16 protein-coding genes are annotated in these 18,558 nt (G+C 48.3%); all 16 read left to right on the forward strand.

Annotated elements, in window-relative coordinates; translation table 11 throughout:
- The first annotated feature begins 300 nt into the window (after positions 1-300).
- The 16 genes from trpE to H9Q77_RS07145 all read left to right on the forward strand — a co-directional run bounded on the left by trpE (position 301) and on the right by H9Q77_RS07145 (position 18,434).
- Positions 301-1,779, forward strand: coding sequence for an anthranilate synthase component I (gene trpE / locus H9Q77_RS07070; RefSeq protein WP_249326991.1), 1,479 nt, complete (start codon positions 301-303; stop codon positions 1,777-1,779).
- A complete protein-coding gene (gene trpD / locus H9Q77_RS07075; protein WP_249326992.1) occupies positions 1,776-3,368 on the forward strand; it encodes an anthranilate phosphoribosyltransferase in 1,593 nt (530 codons plus the stop codon). Before trpE ends, trpD begins: the two co-directional genes overlap by 4 nt.
- 82 nt (positions 3,369-3,450) lie before the next feature.
- Positions 3,451-4,245, forward strand: a complete 795-nt coding sequence (gene trpC / locus H9Q77_RS07080; RefSeq protein ID WP_249327141.1) for an indole-3-glycerol phosphate synthase TrpC — start codon at positions 3,451-3,453, stop codon at positions 4,243-4,245.
- Positions 4,246-4,251: 6 nt separating this feature from the next.
- The gene (locus H9Q77_RS07085; RefSeq protein WP_249326993.1) at positions 4,252-4,863 is read left to right on the forward strand and encodes a phosphoribosylanthranilate isomerase; all 612 of its coding nucleotides are present in this window, start codon (positions 4,252-4,254) and stop codon (positions 4,861-4,863) included.
- 56 nt (positions 4,864-4,919) lie between these two features.
- Positions 4,920-6,104, forward strand: a complete 1,185-nt coding sequence (gene trpB / locus H9Q77_RS07090; protein WP_117467455.1) for a tryptophan synthase subunit beta — start codon at positions 4,920-4,922, stop codon at positions 6,102-6,104.
- A gap of 94 nt (positions 6,105-6,198) precedes the next feature.
- Complete coding sequence (gene trpA / locus H9Q77_RS07095; RefSeq protein WP_249326994.1) at positions 6,199-6,984, forward strand: tryptophan synthase subunit alpha; 786 nt, start codon at positions 6,199-6,201, stop codon at positions 6,982-6,984.
- A 184-nt stretch (positions 6,985-7,168) separates the two neighbouring features.
- The gene (locus tag H9Q77_RS07100) at positions 7,169-8,188 is read left to right on the forward strand and encodes a hypothetical protein (RefSeq protein ID WP_249326995.1); all 1,020 of its coding nucleotides are present in this window, start codon (positions 7,169-7,171) and stop codon (positions 8,186-8,188) included.
- 146 nt (positions 8,189-8,334) lie between these two features.
- Positions 8,335-8,859, forward strand: a complete 525-nt coding sequence (locus H9Q77_RS07105; RefSeq protein WP_118505325.1) for a YceD family protein — start codon at positions 8,335-8,337, stop codon at positions 8,857-8,859.
- Positions 8,860-8,861: 2 nt separating this feature from the next.
- Positions 8,862-9,041: a 50S ribosomal protein L32 gene (gene rpmF, locus H9Q77_RS07110; RefSeq protein ID WP_022154380.1), complete on the forward strand. Its 180-nt coding sequence runs from the start codon at positions 8,862-8,864 to the stop codon at positions 9,039-9,041.
- Between the two features lie 208 nt (positions 9,042-9,249).
- On the forward strand, positions 9,250-10,278 hold the full coding sequence (gene plsX / locus H9Q77_RS07115; RefSeq protein WP_118547722.1) for a phosphate acyltransferase PlsX: 1,029 nt from the start codon (positions 9,250-9,252) through the stop codon (positions 10,276-10,278).
- Positions 10,279-10,311: 33 nt separating this feature from the next.
- Positions 10,312-10,542 (forward strand): acyl carrier protein, encoded by a 231-nt coding sequence (gene acpP, locus H9Q77_RS07120; protein ID WP_022154378.1) that lies wholly within the window; start codon positions 10,312-10,314, stop codon positions 10,540-10,542.
- Between the two features lie 268 nt (positions 10,543-10,810).
- A complete protein-coding gene (gene rnc, locus H9Q77_RS07125) occupies positions 10,811-11,524 on the forward strand; it encodes a ribonuclease III (protein WP_022154377.1) in 714 nt (237 codons plus the stop codon).
- Positions 11,505-15,065: a chromosome segregation protein SMC gene (gene smc / locus H9Q77_RS07130; RefSeq protein WP_249326996.1), complete on the forward strand. Its 3,561-nt coding sequence runs from the start codon at positions 11,505-11,507 to the stop codon at positions 15,063-15,065. Before rnc ends, smc begins: the two co-directional genes overlap by 20 nt.
- A gap of 85 nt (positions 15,066-15,150) precedes the next feature.
- On the forward strand, positions 15,151-16,143 hold the full coding sequence (gene ftsY / locus H9Q77_RS07135) for a signal recognition particle-docking protein FtsY (protein ID WP_118547723.1): 993 nt from the start codon (positions 15,151-15,153) through the stop codon (positions 16,141-16,143).
- Positions 16,144-16,199: 56 nt separating this feature from the next.
- Entirely contained in the window at positions 16,200-17,411 is a 1,212-nt protein-coding gene (gene ilvA, locus H9Q77_RS07140) for a threonine ammonia-lyase (protein ID WP_117569170.1), read from the forward strand.
- Positions 17,412-17,528: 117 nt separating this feature from the next.
- Positions 17,529-18,434 (forward strand): YitT family protein, encoded by a 906-nt coding sequence (locus tag H9Q77_RS07145; RefSeq protein ID WP_249326997.1) that lies wholly within the window; start codon positions 17,529-17,531, stop codon positions 18,432-18,434.
- The last annotated feature ends 124 nt before the right edge of the window (positions 18,435-18,558 follow it).

The following is an 18,558-nucleotide window of genomic DNA, read 5'->3' on the forward strand; positions in this document are numbered from 1 at the left end:
GGACACATAGAATCCTAAGACCTCAAGTATTCTGCGACGTGAGGGCATACGTCAGTTGCCGGGGATATGTTGGTATCCTGTAAGAGCACAAGCAATTGTGAAGCAAGGTGGCACCGCGGGAAATGTAAATAACCCGTCCTTGACAGAAGAAGATTCTGTCATGGGCGGTTTTTTTGTAACCTTTTCAGAGCCTATGGCGAGATAGCCTCAATGAGCAAAAGGAAGCCTCAAAGAGGCGATTTTACGAATGGAGGCGCTGAAAAGGTGTGAGCAGAAATAAATTTAAGGAGGAGTACCGGAATGAAGATCACCCCCACACTGGAAGAATGTAAAAAGATTGCAGCGGAAGGAAGTTACGGAGTGATTCCTATAAGCACAGAGATGTATGCGGATATGACCACACCCATCGAAGTGCTGCGCATCTTAAAAAAGGTCAGCGGTCATGTCTATCTGCTGGAAAGCGCGGAGGCGGATAAGCGATGGGGACGATATTCCTTTTTAGGCTATGATCCTTTGCTTGAGATCACCTGCTATAACGGTATGACCACAATAAAATCGGAACTGACCAGCCGGACGGATTCCGGAGATGTCAGAGGGATCATCCGCAGCGTCATGGAAGAGAATAAAAGTCCCAAGCTTCCGGGGCTGCCTTCCTTTACCGGAGGTCTTGTAGGATATTTTTCCTATGACTATATCAAATACAGCGAACCGACCCTGCGACTGGATGCGAAGGACGAGGAAGGCTTCCAGGATGTGAACCTGATGCTGTTCCACAAGGTCATCGCTTTTGACAACTACAGACAGAAGCTGATCCTGATCCTGAATATCAAGACCGATGATCTGGAGATCAATTATCATAGAGCGGAGCGGGAACTGAACAACATGAAGGAGCTTTTGCTGAAAGGGGAAAAGTTAGAGCATATTCCCTGTAAGCTCCGGACAGACTTTCAACCACTGTTCAACGAAGCAGCCTATTGCAGCATGGTCGAGAAAGCCAAGCATTACATCAGAGAGGGAGATATTTTTCAGGTGGTATTATCCAATCGCCTGGAGGCGGAGATGGAAGGAAGCCTCTTAGATGCTTACCGGGTATTACGCACGACAAATCCTTCCCCATACATGTTTTATTTCTCCGGAAGTGATGGTGAGATCGTGGGAGCCAGTCCGGAGACATTAGTAAAGTTAGAGGACGACGTGTTACATACCTTCCCTTTAGCCGGAACGAGACCCAGAGGTGCCACCGAGGAAGCGGACAAGGCGCTGGAGGCAGAGCTTTTAGCAGATGAGAAGGAACGCTCCGAACACGATATGTTAGTGGATCTGGGACGGAATGATATCGGCAAGATCAGCCGGATCGGCACCGTGGAAGTGGAAAAGTATATGTCCATTGAGAGATATTCTCATGTCATGCACATCGGATCCACGGTAAGAGGAGTGATCAGAGAGGATATGGATGCTCTGGATGCGGTGGATGCCATCCTCCCCGCAGGAACTTTGTCGGGAGCACCGAAGCTTCGGGCATGCGAGATCATCAATGAACTGGAAGACAATAAGAGGGGTATCTACGGCGGAGCCATAGGCTACATTTCCTTTACCGGAAATCTGGATACCTGCATTGCCATCAGACTTGCTTTTTCCAAGAATGGAAAAGTATTCGTAAGATCCGGCGCCGGTATTGTGGCGGACAGCGTTCCGGAGAAGGAATACAGAGAATGTATCCAGAAGGCAGCAGCTGTAAAACAGGCTCTTTGGAAAGCACAGGAGGGAATGGAAGCATGATATTATTGATCGATAACTACGACAGCTTTTCCTATAACGTATATCAGCTGGTAGGGAGTGTGAACCCGGATATCCGGGTGATCCGCAATGATGAATGCAGCGTGGATGAGATCCGCGCCATGAATCCCTCCCACATCATATTATCGCCGGGACCCGGCAGACCGGACAAAGCAGGTGTCTGTGAAAATGTGATCCGGGAACTTGGGGGCAGGATACCTATTTTGGGAATCTGTCTCGGACATCAGGCAATCTGCGAAGTGGCGGGGGCTACCGTTACCTACGCATCCCACCTGATGCATGGGAAACAGTCATTGGCAACCTTGGATACAGACAGCGTGTTGTTCCGCGGAATGAAAAAGGTTATCACTGTTGCAAGATATCATTCACTGGTAGCGGATCCGCAGACGATTCCCGCAGAATTGAAAGTTACCGCAGTTACCGAAGATGGCGAAGTCATGGCGGTAGAACAGACGGAAAAACAGATCTACGGAGTACAATTCCATCCGGAATCCGTACTGACACCGGACGGACGACAGATTATCGTTAATTTTTTACAGACACAGAAGGGAGAAGGCAGAAATATGATTAAAGAAGCAGTAGCTAAGCTGGTAAAAAATGAGAACATCGGATACGATATGGCAAAAACCGTTATGGATGAGATCATGAGCGGGGAAGCCAGCGATATTTTAAAAAGCGCTTACTTAACCGCGTTAAGCCAGAAGGGAGAGACCATCGAAGAGATCACCGGCTCCGCAGAAGAGATGCGGAAGTTCGGCAGAAAGCTGGGCGCAGATGTAGAAGCGCTGGAGATCGTGGGGACCGGCGGCGACGGCTCCAATTCCTTCAATATCTCCACCACGGCATCCATCGTGATCTCAGCAGCGGGTGTACCGGTAGCCAAGCACGGCAACCGCGCAGCCAGCTCCAAATCCGGTGCGGCAGACTGCCTGGAAGCACTGGGGGTGAATATCACCATAGAGCCGGAGCAGAGCAGGAAGCTGTTAGAAGAGATCGGCATCTGCTTCCTCTTTGCACAGAAATATCACACTGCCATGAAATATGTGGGTCCCATCCGCAAGAAACTGGGCATCCGTACAATTTTCAATATCTTAGGACCGTTAGCGAACCCAGCAGGACCGGTATATCAGATCATGGGTGTGTACGATGAAAGCCTGCTGCCTTCCATGGCAAAGGTATTGTCCAATCTGGGAGTCAAGAGAGGCATGGTAGTCTACGGACAGGACAGACTGGACGAAATCTCCGCCAGTGCGCCTACCGCAGTCAGTGAGATCGACAACGGCACCTTCAAAAATTATGTGATCACACCAGAAGATTTTGGACTGGTAAGATGCACGAAGGAGGACCTGATAGGCGGAACTCCCCAGGAGAACGCAGAAATCACCAGAGCTATCTTAAATGGGGAAAAAGGACCCAAGCGTAACGCGGTACTGTTGAATGCGGCAGCAGCCCTCTATGTGGCCGGCAAGGCAGACAGCATGGCTGACGGTGCGAAGTTGGCAGAGAAAGTCATCGACACAGGTCTTGCAAAGGCACAGCTCGAGCGCTTCATTAAGTTAAGTAATGCATGATAAAGTGTTACGAGTACTTTTGACCTGCGGCGCAAGGATTCTGGATTTAGATTATGAAACAACGGAAAGGCAGGATGAATGGATGATACTGGATACGATAGCAGCCTCTGCAAAGGAGCGGGTGGCAGCAGCCAAAGAAGCACTGCCCCTTACAGAACAGATCGCCAGAGCAAGAGATTTGGACAGCAACACGGGATTTCCCTTTGAACAGGCACTGGCGAAGCCGGGGATGAGCTTTATCTGCGAGGTGAAAAAGGCGTCGCCCTCCAAGGGACTGATCGCTGCGGAATTCCCCTATGTGCAGATCGCAAAGGAATACGAAGCGGCAGGAGCGGATGCTATCTCGGTGCTGACGGAACCGGCATATTTTCAGGGGAAGAATGAATATCTGACGAAGATCCGGCAGACGGTACAGATCCCTCTGCTGCGAAAAGATTTCACGGTAGACGAATATATGATCTATGAGGCAAAAAATATCGGAGCGGATGCGGTTCTTCTGATCTGCGCGATTCTCTCTCCCATGCAGCTGTCGGAGTACGCGGGGATTGCCAGAGAACTTGGCCTGTCGGCACTGGTGGAAGCCCATGATGAGAGAGAAGTGGAGATGGCGCTTGCAGCCGGCGCAAGGATCATTGGTGTCAATAACCGGAATCTGAAGGATTTTACGGTGGATATCCATAATTCCGTGCGGCTGCGGGAACTGGTGCCGGAGAATATTCTCTTTGTATCCGAAAGTGGTATGAAGACCAGACAGGATATCGATCGGTTGGAGCAGAACGGTACCAATGCCGTACTCATCGGAGAGACATTGATGCGTAGTGCAGATAAGAAAGCGGTATTGCAGGAGCTTCGCGGACAGGTTACAGAAAGGTCGTAAATTATTATGAAAGTAAAAATGTGTGGTCTCTATCGTCCGGAGGACATTGATTATGCCAATGAGGTGCAGCCGGACTATGTGGGATTTGTATTTTACGAAAAGAGCCACCGTGCGGTCACAAAGGAGCAGGCAGCCGAATATCGCAAAAAGCTTCTGCCGGAGATCCGGACGGTGGGGGTGTTTGTGAATGAGGATCCGAAGAACATCATAGAACTGCTGGAGGAAGGTATTCTGGATGTGGCACAGCTTCACGGGGATGAGACAGAAGAGGATATCCAGTATCTTCAGGCGGTCTGCCACAAACCGGTGATCAAGGCGGTCAAAGTAAGAGACCGGTATGATGTGGAGGCCTGGCTGGACAGCAGTGCAGACTATCTGTTATTCGACAGCGGAATGGGATCGGGACAGGCGTTTGACTGGAGCGTCCTTGGCGGGATCGACAGGGAATTTTTCCTGGCGGGTGGACTGCATCCGGACAATCTGGCGGAAGCCATGGAAGTGGTAAGACCTTACGCGTTGGATATCAGCTCCGGCATCGAGAGTAACCGGAAAAAAGATCCGGAGAAGATGCGCCGGATCATGGAACTGGTAGAGCGGTATCGGAACAATAGAGATTGAAAATACAGTGGAAAAGAATAATTGAAAATCAGGAAGAAAGAAAAGAGGACGAATACATGAGCAAAGGACGTTACGGAATCCACGGAGGACAATATATCTCCGAGACATTGATGAATGAACTGATCCATCTGGAGGAGTGCTATGAGCATTATAAGAAGGATCCGGAATTCAATGCGGAGCTGAACAAGCTGTTGAATGAATACGCGGGGCGCCCCTCTCTGCTGTACTATGCAGGGAAAATGACGAAGGATCTGGGCGGCGCGAAGATCTATCTCAAGAGAGAGGATCTGAACCATACCGGTTCCCATAAGATCAATAATGCCCTGGGACAGGCACTGCTGGCAAAGAAGATGGGGAAGACCCGCCTGATCGCAGAGACAGGTGCCGGACAGCACGGTGTGGCTACCGCAACGGCAGCAGCCTTCCTGGGTATGGAATGCGAAATCTTCATGGGAAAAGAAGATACCGACAGACAGGCGCTGAATGTCTATCGTATGGAACTCCTCGGAGCCAAGGTACATCCCGTAACTTCCGGTACCATGACCTTAAAGGATGCTGTCAATGAGACCATGAGAGAATGGTCCAACCGTGTAGCAGACACTCATTATGTACTGGGATCCGTTATGGGACCGCATCCTTTCCCCATGATCGTAAGAGATTTTCAGAGTGTCATCAGTCAGGAAGCAAAAGAGCAGATCCTGAAGGCAGAAGGAAAGCTTCCGACAGCCGTGGTAGCCTGTGTGGGCGGCGGTAGCAATGCCATGGGTGCATTTTACAACTTTATTGAGGATCAGAATGTAGAACTCATCGGCTGTGAGGCAGCAGGCAAAGGTGTGGATACGGCACTGACCGCAGCTACGATTGCGACGGGATCCTTAGGAATCTTCCACGGCATGAAATCCTATTTCTGCCAGGATGAGTACGGACAGATCGCTCCCGTATATTCCATTTCTGCAGGATTGGATTATCCCGGCATCGGACCGGAGCATGCTTATCTGCATGACATCGGCAGAGCACAGTATGTGCCAATCACGGATGATGAAGCAGTGGATGCTTTTGAATATCTGGCAAGAACCGAGGGAATCATCTGCGCTATCGAGAGTGCCCATGCGGTAGCACAGGTGCGTAAGATCGCAAAGAATTACAGCCCGGATCAGAGCATTATCGTATGTCTGTCAGGAAGAGGTGACAAGGATGTGGCAGCCATCGCAAGATACCGTGGCGTGGATATTCATGACTGATCGTTTTGACGGTAAAGCCATCATAGGAGTAACAGACAGAAGAAAGTAAAAATCAAAACAGAAATTACAAAATAAGAAGATGGAGATAACAACAATGAATAATTATTTGGATAAAGTATTTGATACTCCCAATAAAAAAGCATTCATAGCTTTCCTTACCGCAGGAGACCCGGATGCGGACAGCACTGTAAAGTTTATTTTGGAGATGGATAAGGCAGGAGCGGATCTCATAGAGATCGGTATTCCCTTTTCTGATCCCACGGCGGAAGGTGTGGTGATCCAGGAGGCAAATATCCGTTCTCTTAGCAACGGCATGACCACGGACGGTGTGTTTGAGATCGTGAAGAGAGTGCGGGAGCAGTCGGAGATCCCCCTGGCGTTTATGACTTATGTAAATCCCGTATTCCATTATGGGTATGAGAAATTTTATACAAAATGTGAGGAACTGGGCATCAGCGCTATCATTATTCCCGATGTACCGTATGAAGAGAAGGCAGAGGTGGAGGCTCCCGCTAAAACCCATGGCGTGGAGGTGATCTCCATGATCGCACCCACTTCCGAGAGCCGTATCCGTCAGATCGCATCGGAGGCGGAAGGATTCATCTATGTGGTAAGCTCCATGGGTGTCACCGGTGTGCGCAGTGAGATCAAGACCGATCTGCCTGCTATCGTGGAAAACATCCGCACCGTGACCGACGTTCCCTGTGCTATCGGTTTCGGCATCAGTACTCCCGAGCAGGCCAAAGCCATGGCAGCCATCTCCGACGGAGCCATTGTCGGAAGCGCCATCGTGAAGATCATTGCAAAGTATGGCAAAGACGCAGCTCCTTACATCGGAGAATATGTGAAGAGCATGAAAAACGCCGTAGCAGAGGCTTAAATAAGATTACGCAGAATAGAATATAAGAGAGTGATAGGAAAGCCGGAGTGGTCGGAAGACTGCTCCGGTTTTTGCATCTGAAAATAAAAAGAGAGGGAAATGATGCAAGTATGATGCAATGGTGTGTTATTATCTGTTATAATTTGATAAAACAACCATCGTAGACTGTGGGAGGGAACGGAACATGAAGATGTGTAAAAAATGCTGGCGAAGGAAACGTTTGACCGGGGTAATTCTGGCATGTTTATTTCTTACGGCCTGCGGCGGAGAAACGCAGGAAGCTGAGAGGAAAAGCACTGTGCAGGAAAATGAAACGGTAAGTACCACTACCATTGAACAAGCAGCCGAACAGACGCAGGAGACAACGCAGGAAGCGGAAGCGTTTGTGCAGACAGATACCATCCTGGAAAATTTGAAGGGGAATAGAGATCCGCAGGTGATCCTACAGGAACTGTCTGAACTTCCGTTAAATATAGAAGAACTGAAAGCCTATCCGGTGTATGTGTTAAGTGATCAATTCGAGGAGTGCAGCGGGGCAGAACTGCTGACGGAATTTTATGAGCAGTCCACGCAGGGGAATCCGGCACAATTATTGATGGTAAATTACTGCTATAATGAAAAATGGATCCTTTCTTATGCGGAATTTGACGGAAGTACCTATTATTTGCTCAGAGGCAATATAGATGCCGGGACTGTAGAGGAAGACTATAAGGAAATGTATTTTCATTCCCTGAATATTATCGAAAAGAAAGATATAGAACCGGACATGGCACTCATCATGATCGTATTTACCAATCAGGAAGATGTTTCCGATGAACAGGCGGAGCAATATGTGAAATGGTCGGAAGAGGGAAAAAGGCCTGATGACATAGAAATATATTATTTCTTAAATCTGAGATACGGTCTTATGAGCGGCGACGATGACTTGAAAATACTGGAAGAAGTGGAGAGAACAGCGGATAGAATGACCGTGTACCGGATAGCAAAGGACTTCACAAATACATATTTTCAAGAGGAATACACAGGCAAAGCTGAGATCATGGGAATCAAGGGACTTTCCGGGGTGGATACGGACAGCAAGGGTGACTGCACGGTGGAAGTAGAGTTCCGGCCGGTACAGGAGGATTCGCTATCGTATCTGTTTATGACGTTTGGATATGATGAGATGGGATGGACAATCCGCAGTTACGGACTGGAAAAGTAGGCGGACATAGGATACAAAAATTGTATGAAAATCCTACAAAATTTTGTTGACAAAAGAGTATTGCCTATGTATAATAAGTTAGTGTGTGAATCAACACATCGTAGGAGACTTGTGTTTTCTACGCAACATATTGCATAGGAGTCGCTATGTTAGTAAGTTTATCTGATGTATTAACATCCGAAGGCAAGGTAGAGACTGTTGCCATTCCGCTTGAGATGACAAGCTTTAAGAGCCGCCAGGGAGATTTCTCTATTATGGAGAAGACACCCATTCATCTTACTTTTACCAACATCGGTGTGAACAAGGCAAAAGTAACCGGCACTGCAGAGCTTACCTTTGATACGAAATGTGACAGGTGCCTTACTGAAGTACCTACAGCAATGAAGCTTAAGTTTGACAGAATCGTTTATTCTCCGGAAGCGGAAGTAAGTGAGGAAGAAGATACCGAGCAGAGCTTTATGGATGGATGGCAGCTGGATGTAGAGGCTTTTGTGTACGATGAAATTCTGGTGAATTGGCCGGCAAAGATCCTGTGTAAGGAAGACTGCAAGGGTATCTGCCCTGTATGTGGCCAGAACAGGAATCTGAAGGAATGTGGTTGCGATACTTTCGTACCGGATCCTCGTATGGCAGCAATCCAAGATATCTTCAACGCGAATAAGGAGGTGTAACGATGTCTATTTGTCCTAAGAATAAATCTTCCAAAGGTAGAAGAGATAAGAGAAGAGCAAACTGGAAAATGAGCGCTCCTACATTGGTAAAGTGCAGCAAATGTGGTGCACTGATGATGCCTCACAGAGTTTGCAAGGCTTGCGGTTCTTACAATAAGAAGCAGGTCGTAAGCGTTGATTAATTGATAAATCAATGAAGCGAAATTAAGTGAAAAGAGAAAAGGAGATTCCGGATGGAATCTCCTTTTGCTTTCACAAAAAAATCACTTGCTTTTTATATACGCCTTTAGTATAGTAAGAATGAATCTGCCATCATCAAACTGTTTGGTGCGATCCACGGAGCGGTTTGATGATGAGCGGATAAACATAAACAGGTAAAGGAACGACGAAATGGCAGAATATGTAAATGTTGCTGTAGACGCAATGGGTGGCGATAATGCTCCAGCAGAGATCGTAAAAGGTGCTGTGGAAGCTGTCAACGCAGATAAGCGCGTCAAAGTATTCCTGGTAGGCAAGGAGCCTGTGATCCGTGAGGAATTAAAGGCGTACAGCTATGATGCAGAGCAGCTGGAAGTCGTACATGCTGAAGAAGTCATTGAGACGGCAGAACCTCCGGTCATGGCAATCCGTCGGAAGAAGGATTCCTCCATTGTCAAAGCCATGTATATGGTGAAGAACGGCGAATGCGATGCATTTGTATCTGCGGGAAGTACCGGTGCGGTACTGGTAGGTGGACAGGTGATCGTAGGTCGTATCCGCGGTGTGGAGAGACCGCCATTAGCTCCCCTGATTCCAACAGAGAAGGGCGTAAGCCTTTTATTAGACTGTGGAGCCAACGTAGATGCGAGACCTTCCATGTTAGTCCAATTTGCCAAGATGGGCAGTGTCTATATGGAAAGCGTTATGGGAGTAAAGAATCCGAGAGTCGGTATTGTGAATATCGGCGCCGAGGAGGAGAAGGGCAACGCGCTGGTAAAAGAAACCTTCCCGCTTCTTAAGAATTGCCCGGAGATCAATTTCATCGGCAGCGTGGAAGCAAGAGACATTCCGGCAGGTGCGGCAGATGTCATTGTCTGTGAAGCGTTTGTGGGCAATGTGATATTGAAGATGTATGAGGGTGTAAGCTCCGCACTTCTGCATCAGGTGAAGCAGGGGATGATGTCCACGCTTCGCAGTAAAATGGGTGCACTGCTTGTGAAACCGGCACTCAAGACTACATTAAAGAGTTTTGATACTTCCCAGTATGGTGGTGCTCCGCTACTCGGACTGAACGGTCTGGTAGTGAAGACTCACGGAAGCAGCAAGGCAGTGGAAGTGAAGAATTCTATTTTGCAGTGTATTGCTTTTAAGGAAGAGAAGATCAACGAGAAGATCAAAGAACAGATCAGCCTGGAAGATAAGGCTGCAGAGAATAATTAATCAAGAGAAATATTTGGGAAAGAAGGAACTGTTATGGAATTTGAAAAGTTGAAGAAAATCATTGCTGAGGTATTAAACGTAGATCCCGATGAGATCACCATGGAGACCACATTCCAGGATGACCTGGGCGCTGATTCCCTCGATGTATACCAGATCATCATGGGCATCGAGGAAGAGTTCGATATCGAGATCCCTGCTGAGACCGCAGAGCAGGTTACTACAGTAGAAGACGCTGTAGAGATGATCAAGAACGCAGTGAACTAGTAAAGCTACGAGCCATGCAAAGACAAAACAGGAACTGTGACCGAGAGCTTGCTCACAAGGCACTGTTCCTGTTTTTCAGTTTATACAATCGCAATTTGATGTAGTCCAGTAGGCACGGCTATGGTAAGAATAAGCGCGCCGTAAGCAGACGTCGGTACTTGGCGTGGGTATTTTCCACGCCTATGTACCGTTACGCTCTGCGACAGAGTGAAAACGTGCCGCGTTTCTTACCATAGCCGGGACTACGGAATATAGTGAGGACAAGAAAATGTTGGATGGTTATACAATGGACGTGCTGGAGCAGCGCATCGGCTATTGCTTTCACAACAAAGCATTGCTGAAGCAGGCTCTGACCCACAGCTCCTATACCAATGAACAAAAGATCAACAAAACAGAGAACTACGAACGTATCGAATTCTTAGGAGATGCTGTACTGGAGCTGGTATCCAGTGACTTCCTATTTCGGGAACACCCGGATGTTCCGGAGGGTGAACTGACCAAGATGCGCGCCTCCATGGTGTGCGAGCCTTCCCTGGCATTCTGTGCCAGAGACCTAGAGCTGGGACAGTTTATGCTTTTGGGAAAGGGCGAAGAGAACACCGGTGGCAGACGCAGAGACAGCATCACCTCTGACGGTATGGAAGCTATGATCGGTGCCATTTATCTGGATGGTGGCATGCAGCCTGCCAAGGCTTTTATTGACCGCTTTATTCTGTCGGACTTAGAGGACAAGCGTCTCTTCTACGACAGCAAGAGTAATCTCCAGGAACTGATCCAAGGGAAACTCAAAAAAGAGTTCGAGTACCGGCTGTTAGAGGAGAGCGGACCGGAACACGACAAGACCTTCGTGGTAGAAATCGACATGGAGGGAGAATGCCTTGGCCGTGGGCAGGGAAGAACAAAAAAAGCGGCAGAACAGCAGGCAGCTTATGAGGCGCTTCTGCTATTGAGGGATAGAGGATATGTATTTAAAAAGTATTGAGATCCACGGGTTCAAATCATTTGCCAATAAGATCGTATTTCAGTTCCACAACGGAATCACCGGTATCGTAGGACCTAACGGCAGCGGTAAGAGTAACGTTGCGGACGCGGTAAGATGGGTGCTGGGAGAACAACGCATCAAGCAGTTGCGTGGTGCCAGCATGCAGGATGTTATTTTCTCGGGAACAGAGACCAGAAAACCGTTGAGCTACGCCTATGTTGCCATTACTCTGGACAACAGCGATCACCAGCTGGCGATCGACTATGACGAAGTTACAGTGGCGAGACGGATCTACCGTTCCGGAGAAAGTGAATATCTGATCAATGGTACTCCCTGCAGATTAAAGGATGTCAATGAGCTGTTCTATGATACCGGTATCGGTAAGGAAGGCTATTCCATTATCGGACAGGGCCAGATCGACAAGATCTTAAGCGGTAAGCCCGAGGAACGTCGTGAACTGTTCGATGAGGCTGCCGGTATCGTGAAATTCAAACGCAGGAAAGCAGCGGCCCAGACGAAGCTTGAGAACGAGAAACAGAATCTGGTGCGTGTGAATGATATTTTATCGGAGCTGGAAAAACAGGTAGGACCTCTGGAGAAGCAGTCAGAGGTGGCAAAGGTCTATCTGAGGAAAAAGGAAGAGTTGAAATCCCTAGATATCAACGTGTTCTTATTGGAAAATAAGAGACTGAGAGAACAGCTTGCTTCCGCAGAAGAAAAATACAATCTGGCAAGCACGGAACTTGGTGAGACCGGTGAAAAATATGAGGGTATCAAGGAAGAATACGAACGGATCCAGCAGGAGATTGAGAGTCTGGATACCGCTATCGAAGCTGCTAGGGAACAACTGACGGATACCGGTCTGATGCGCGGTAAGTTAGAGGGTGAGATCAATGTCTTAAAGGAGCAGATCAATTCCGCCCACGGCAGTGAGAACCATCTGAACAACCGTAAGGCAGCCCTGGAAGAGGAGATTGCCGGCAAAGAGCAGGAAAAGCAGGATATCTTAACCGATAAAAAGGATACGGATACCCAGGTGCAGGAGATTGCAGAAGCTGCGGCGAAAGCGAAGGCTGATCTGGAAGCCATCCAGAATAAGATCACCGAGCTCAACAATAATATCGAGACCGGGAAAAACACCATCATTGGCGAACTGAACCAGAGAGCTACCATCAAATCCAAGATGGGTCGCTTCGATACCATGATGGAGCAGATCAATATCCGCAAGGCAGAGTTAAATTCCAGACTGTTACGTGCTAAATCCGATGAGGCAGCCAGAGAAGAAACGGTGAAGAAGCTGGAAGAGACTTTTGAGACCGTGACTGAGGAACTGCGTCAGATGACGGAACAGGAAGCGGCATCCGAACTGGAGCTTGGCAATATCCGTGAAAATCTCACCGGACTGGATGCAAAGCTGCGGGAGACACAGACCCGTTTTCATCAGGAACAGTCTAAGTTAGAAACCCTGACCAATATTACCGAGCGCTATGATGGTTATGGCGGCAGCGTCAAAAAGGTCATGGAGCAGAAGGAAAAAGAAAAGGGCATCATTGGTGTTGTAGCGGACATCATCCAGGTGGAGGCAAAATATGAGACCGCCATCGAGACTGCGCTGGGCGGCAATATCCAGAATATCGTAACGGATAACGAAGAGACCGCCAAGCATATGATCGGCTTCTTAAAGCAGAACCGTCTCGGAAGAGCCACATTCCTGCCTCTGACCAGTATTACCAAACCCCAGGAATTCAAGAATCCGGAGGCACTTAAGGAAAAAGGTGTCATCGGTATGGCAGACGAACTGGTAGGCACAGAAGAAGAATACCGCAATGTGGCGAAGGCTATGCTGGGACGTATCGTTGTGGTAGACAATGTGGACAATGCCGTGAAGATCGCTAGAAAATTCGATTACGGCATCCGCATGGTCACTTTGGAAGGTGAACTCTTAGTTCCCGGTGGTGCCATCAGCGGCGGAGCTTTTAAAAACAACAGCAATCTCCTGGGAAGACGTCGTGAGATGGACGAACTGGAGAAAAAGGTGAAAAAGCTCTCTGAGGATATCACGACTTACAATCAGAAGATCGAAGACACCAAGAGTAAGAGAAATAAACTTCGTATGGATCTGGAAGCACTGAAGACCGAGATGCAGCGCAAGTCCATTGAGCAGAATACCGCAAGATTGAACATCTCCCAGGCAAGAGAGCGTATGGAAGAAGAGGCAGAGAGTGCACAGTCCCTGAAGCTGGAGGAGCAGGAGATCGAGACCAAGATCTTCGAGATCCGTTCCGGCAAGGAATCCATTACGCAGGAACTGGCGGCCAGCGAAGAACTGGAGAAGACGACGCAGGAACAGATCCTGGGCTTCCAGAAAGAATTGGAGAGCTGCAGACTGGAAGAGAGCGAAGCTTCCGCCCACGCAGGAGAATGGGAAGTAAAAGTCGAGAAGATGCGTCAGGCACTGGATTACAAGCAGGCAAATGTGGATCGTATAGGCGGCGAGCTGGAACGTGCACAGGCAGAGCTTAAAGAGATTTTAGAGGCTCTGACGGAAAATGCGCAGGAAGTGGAACGTAAGAAGAACAACATCCTGGAGATTGAGAAGACCATCGCTGCTTCTCATGAGAATCAGGATGCTTCCAGGAAGAAGCTGGACGAAGACCTTGCGAAAAAGGAAGAACTGTCTGCAAAACAGAAAGATTTCTTCCGCAGCAGAGAAGAAATGTCAGAACGCATGAATGCTCTGGACAAAGAAGTCTATCGTCTGGGCGAACAGAAGAAAAAGCTGGAGGACGGCATCGAAGGTCAGATCAATTACATGTGGGATGAGTATGAGATCACCTTAAGCGATGCGGCAGGACTCCGCAACGAAGAGATGAATGATCTGCCAGCTATGAAACGCGAGATCAGCGGTCTGAAGGACGAGATCCGCAAGCTTGGCAATGTCAATGTCAACGCCATTGAGGATTACAAGAACTTGATGGAGCGCTATACTTTCATGAAGACTCAGCATGATGATCTGGTGGAAGCGGAGAAGACGCTGGAAGGCATCATCGAAGAACTGGATACCGCCATGCGCAAACAGTTCACGGAGAAATTCGCAGAGATCAGCAGAGAGTTCGATAAGGTATTCAAGGAACTCTTCGGTGGTGGTAAGGGAACACTGGAACTGATGGAGGATGAGGATATTCTGGAGGCAGGCATCCGCATCATCGCACAGCCCCCCGGAAAAAAGCTTCAGAATATGATGCAGCTCTCCGGTGGAGAGAAGGCTTTATCCGCCATATCCCTACTGTTCGCAATTCAGAACCTGAAGCCGTCTCCGTTCTGTCTGTTAGACGAGATCGAGGCCGCACTGGATGACTCCAATGTAGGACGTTTTGCAAAGTATTTACATAAGCTGACCAAGAACACCCAGTTCATTGTCATTACCCACAGACGAGGCACTATGGAACAGGTGGATAGATTGTATGGTATCACCATGCAGGAGAAGGGCGTATCTACCTTAGTCAGCGTCAACCTCATTGACAAGGACCTGGACGATTAGTATGAAAATCGTGAAGAAGTTCTAAGTTTCATACAAGAAAAACGCAAGCGTTTTTCTGGATAGAATGCTGATTGGAGGAAAAGGGATGAGTGAGGAAAAGAAAGGCTTTTTTGCGAGGCTGAAAGAAGGGCTGACCAAGACCCGTGATAACATTGTCCGGGGAATCGATTCGGTCTTCAGCGGTTTTTCCGCCATTGATGATGATTTCTACGAAGAACTGGAAGAAATCCTCATTATGGGAGATATCGGTGTCAATGCCACCACTGCCATTGTGGAGAGATTAAAACAGCAGGTAAAAGAAAAGCATATCAAGGAGCCTTCCGAATGCAAACAGCTTCTGATCGAAAGTATTAAGGAGCAGATGCAGGTGGATGAGACCGCCTATGATTTCGAGAAAGAACAGTCCGTGATCATGGTCATTGGTGTCAACGGTGTGGGTAAGACCACTTCCGTGGGTAAACTGGCAGGTAAATTAAAGGATGAGGGCAGAAAAGTCCTTATCGCCGCAGCGGATACTTTCCGTGCCGCAGCGGGAGATCAGCTGGCAGAATGGGCATCCAGAGCGGATGTGCCCATGATCGGCGGAAAAGAGGGCGCGGATCCCGCCAGTGTGGTGTTTGATGCCGTGAATGCAGCGAAAGCAAGAGGCGTGGATGTGCTTCTCATTGATACCGCCGGCAGACTGCATAATAAAAAGAACCTGATGGAAGAACTTCGCAAGATGAACCGCATCATTGACAAGGAGTTCCCGAATGCCCACAGAGAGAACCTGATCGTATTGGATGGTACCACCGGACAGAATGCGCTGGTACAGGCGAGAGAATTCGGTGAGGTGGCAGATCTCACAGGCATCATTCTGACGAAGATGGACGGAACGGCGAAGGGTGGTATTGCGGTGGCAATCCAGTCTGAACTGAAGGTTCCGGTAAAATACATCGGTGTGGGGGAGACCATTGAGGATCTCCAGAAATTCAATTCTGAGGAATTTGTAAACGCATTGTTTGATGTGAATATGGAGGATATCGGAGAACTGCATCTGCCCGAGAACGAGCAACAGACGGATACGCAGGAGGAATAACCGACAGACCAAGGAAAGTGTGACAGAAAGGCATGGGAAGAAAAATGCAGGAAGAAATGTTGACTTTAGAGAAATTTGAAGAAGCAAGTGAAATCGTAAAAAAGGTAACGTTAGAGACCAAGCTGGTATACAGTGATTATTTCAGCGCCCAGACCGGCAACCGTGTATACTTAAAGCCCGAGAACTTACAGTTTACCGGAGCCTACAAGTTAAGAGGCGCTTATTACAAAATGAGCACACTGACGGATGAAGAGCGTGCCAAGGGACTGATCACCGCATCAGCAGGCAACCATGCCCAGGGTGTGGCTTATGCTGCAAAATGCTACGGCAGCAAGGCCACTATCGTAATGCCCACCACCACACCTCTGATCAAGGTAAACCGTACCAGAGGGTACGGTGCAGAGGTAGTACTGCACGGCGATGTCTATGATGAGGCATGTGCAAAAGCATATGAACTGGCAGAAGAGCACGGATATACCTTCATTCATCCGTTTGATGATCTGACTGTGGCAACCGGTCAGGGTACCATTGCCATGGAGATCTTCAAAGAGCTTCCCCTGGTAGACTACATTTTAGTTCCTATTGGTGGCGGCGGACTGGCAACCGGTGTCTCCACACTGGCAAAACTGCTGAACCCGAAGATCAAGGTCATCGGTGTGGAACCTGCGGGAGCTAACTGCATGCAGGTATCCTTAAAGAACGGCAAGGTAACCACCCTGCCAAAGGTCAACACCATTGCAGACGGTACTGCGGTTAAGACTCCCGGAAGTAAGATTTTCCCGTACTTACAGAAGAATCTGGACGATGTGATCACTGTGGAAGATGAGGATCTGGTAGTAGCCTTCCTGGATATGGTGGAGAACCACAAGATGATCGTGGAGAATTCCGGACTGCTGACCGTGGCAGCCTTAAAGCAGTTAAATGTGAAGGATAAGCGTATTGTATCTATCTTGAGCGGCGGTAATATGGATGTCATCACCATGTCCTCCGTAGTACAGCAGGGTCTGATCTTAAGAGACCGTATCTTCACCGTATCCGTATTGCTTCCCGACAAGCCCGGTGAGCTGTGCAGAGTATCCGGTATCATTGCCGGCGTTAACGGTAATGTCATCAAGCTGGAGCACAACCAGTTTGTATCCATCAACCGCAGCGCTGCCGTGGAACTGCGTATCACACTGGAAGCATTCGGTACCGAGCATAAGAATGAGATCATTGCCGCTCTGGAAAAAGAAGGCTATCAGCCCAAGGTGGTCAGAGCAAATATATAATTGTGCAGAGTCATGCAGATGTTGCTGCATAGTTTCTTAGAAAAGAAGTGAATGTATCACTGATAAAAGCCGCATATTATAGATATGCGGCTTTTATGTGTGGAAATGGAGAGAGCTATGGCGAAAAAGACTGAAAAAGAACTGGAAATACAGAGACTGGATAAAAAGACACCCCTGCAGATGTTCCGGGATTATGTAATGATCACGGTGGCTTCTTTCATCTATGCGGTATCCGTCAGCATGTTTTTGGATCCGAACTCTCTGGCACCCGGGGGGATCACCGGTATTGCCATTATTTTAAACCGTTTGTTCGGAATTGAGACAGGTACCTGGATGTTACTCATCAACATACCGATCCTACTGATCGGTATCTGGAAATTCGGATTGCGGTTTATTTTGTCGACGATCTATTGTACGGCAATGACATCACTGTTTACAAACCTGCTGACACCGGTAGGAGCAGTGACCAGAGATCCATTACTTGCATCTCTGGCCGGAAGTGCCCTGATGGCAGTATCCATGGGCTGGGTGTTCAAGGCCGGATCCACTACGGGAGGAACAGATATTATTATCAAGCTGCTGCGACTAAAGTTCCCGTACCTCAAGACGGGAGCATTGTTTTTCCTGACAGATGTGGTTATCGTCATAGCATCGGCATTTGTATTCCGGAATGTTGACAAGGCACTGTATGCCGGTATCGTGGTCATTATCACATCAGTGGTGCTGGATGTGGTATTGTACGGTCGTGATGAGGCGAAGCTGATCTATATTATCAGCGACCATGCAGAGAAGATTGCAGGGAGACTTTTGGAGGAGCTGGATATTGGTGTGACTTATGTACAGGGCAGTGGTGCTTACAGCGGCAAGGAGAAGAGCGTCATCATGTGCGCCATGAAGAAAAACATTTCTCCCAAGGCGGAAGAAATCGTAAAGGAAGAGGATCCCCTGGCATTTATGATCGTCACCAGTGCCACGGAGATCTTCGGTGAGGGCTATAAGAGCTATTTCAGTGAGAAACTGTGATGCTGAACATAAAATTTAAGTAAAAAAACTGCTGAAAGGGCTTACATTTTCAAAGAGAATCATCTATAATAGCGTCGTGCCGGTAGGGCAGACGCTATTTTGGCGATACGATGAATGGGTACGG

The organism is Simiaoa sunii, from assembly GCF_014337175.1.
Lineage (GTDB): Bacteria > Bacillota > Clostridia > Lachnospirales > Lachnospiraceae > Acetatifactor > Acetatifactor intestinalis.

Coding starts and splice junctions, on each gene's coding strand:
- trpE (WP_249326991.1), top strand. CDS start 301: ATGAAGATCACCCCCACACTGGAAGAATGTAAAAAGATTGCAGCGGAA.
- trpD (WP_249326992.1), top strand. CDS start 1,776: ATGATATTATTGATCGATAACTACGACAGCTTTTCCTATAACGTATAT.
- trpC (WP_249327141.1), top strand. CDS start 3,451: ATGATACTGGATACGATAGCAGCCTCTGCAAAGGAGCGGGTGGCAGCA.
- H9Q77_RS07085 (WP_249326993.1), top strand. CDS start 4,252: ATGAAAGTAAAAATGTGTGGTCTCTATCGTCCGGAGGACATTGATTAT.
- trpB (WP_117467455.1), top strand. CDS start 4,920: ATGAGCAAAGGACGTTACGGAATCCACGGAGGACAATATATCTCCGAG.
- trpA (WP_249326994.1), top strand. CDS start 6,199: ATGAATAATTATTTGGATAAAGTATTTGATACTCCCAATAAAAAAGCA.
- H9Q77_RS07100 (WP_249326995.1), top strand. CDS start 7,169: ATGAAGATGTGTAAAAAATGCTGGCGAAGGAAACGTTTGACCGGGGTA.
- H9Q77_RS07105 (WP_118505325.1), top strand. CDS start 8,335: ATGTTAGTAAGTTTATCTGATGTATTAACATCCGAAGGCAAGGTAGAG.
- rpmF (WP_022154380.1), top strand. CDS start 8,862: ATGTCTATTTGTCCTAAGAATAAATCTTCCAAAGGTAGAAGAGATAAG.
- plsX (WP_118547722.1), top strand. CDS start 9,250: ATGGCAGAATATGTAAATGTTGCTGTAGACGCAATGGGTGGCGATAAT.
- acpP (WP_022154378.1), top strand. CDS start 10,312: ATGGAATTTGAAAAGTTGAAGAAAATCATTGCTGAGGTATTAAACGTA.
- rnc (WP_022154377.1), top strand. CDS start 10,811: ATGTTGGATGGTTATACAATGGACGTGCTGGAGCAGCGCATCGGCTAT.
- smc (WP_249326996.1), top strand. CDS start 11,505: ATGTATTTAAAAAGTATTGAGATCCACGGGTTCAAATCATTTGCCAAT.
- ftsY (WP_118547723.1), top strand. CDS start 15,151: ATGAGTGAGGAAAAGAAAGGCTTTTTTGCGAGGCTGAAAGAAGGGCTG.
- ilvA (WP_117569170.1), top strand. CDS start 16,200: ATGTTGACTTTAGAGAAATTTGAAGAAGCAAGTGAAATCGTAAAAAAG.
- H9Q77_RS07145 (WP_249326997.1), top strand. CDS start 17,529: ATGGCGAAAAAGACTGAAAAAGAACTGGAAATACAGAGACTGGATAAA.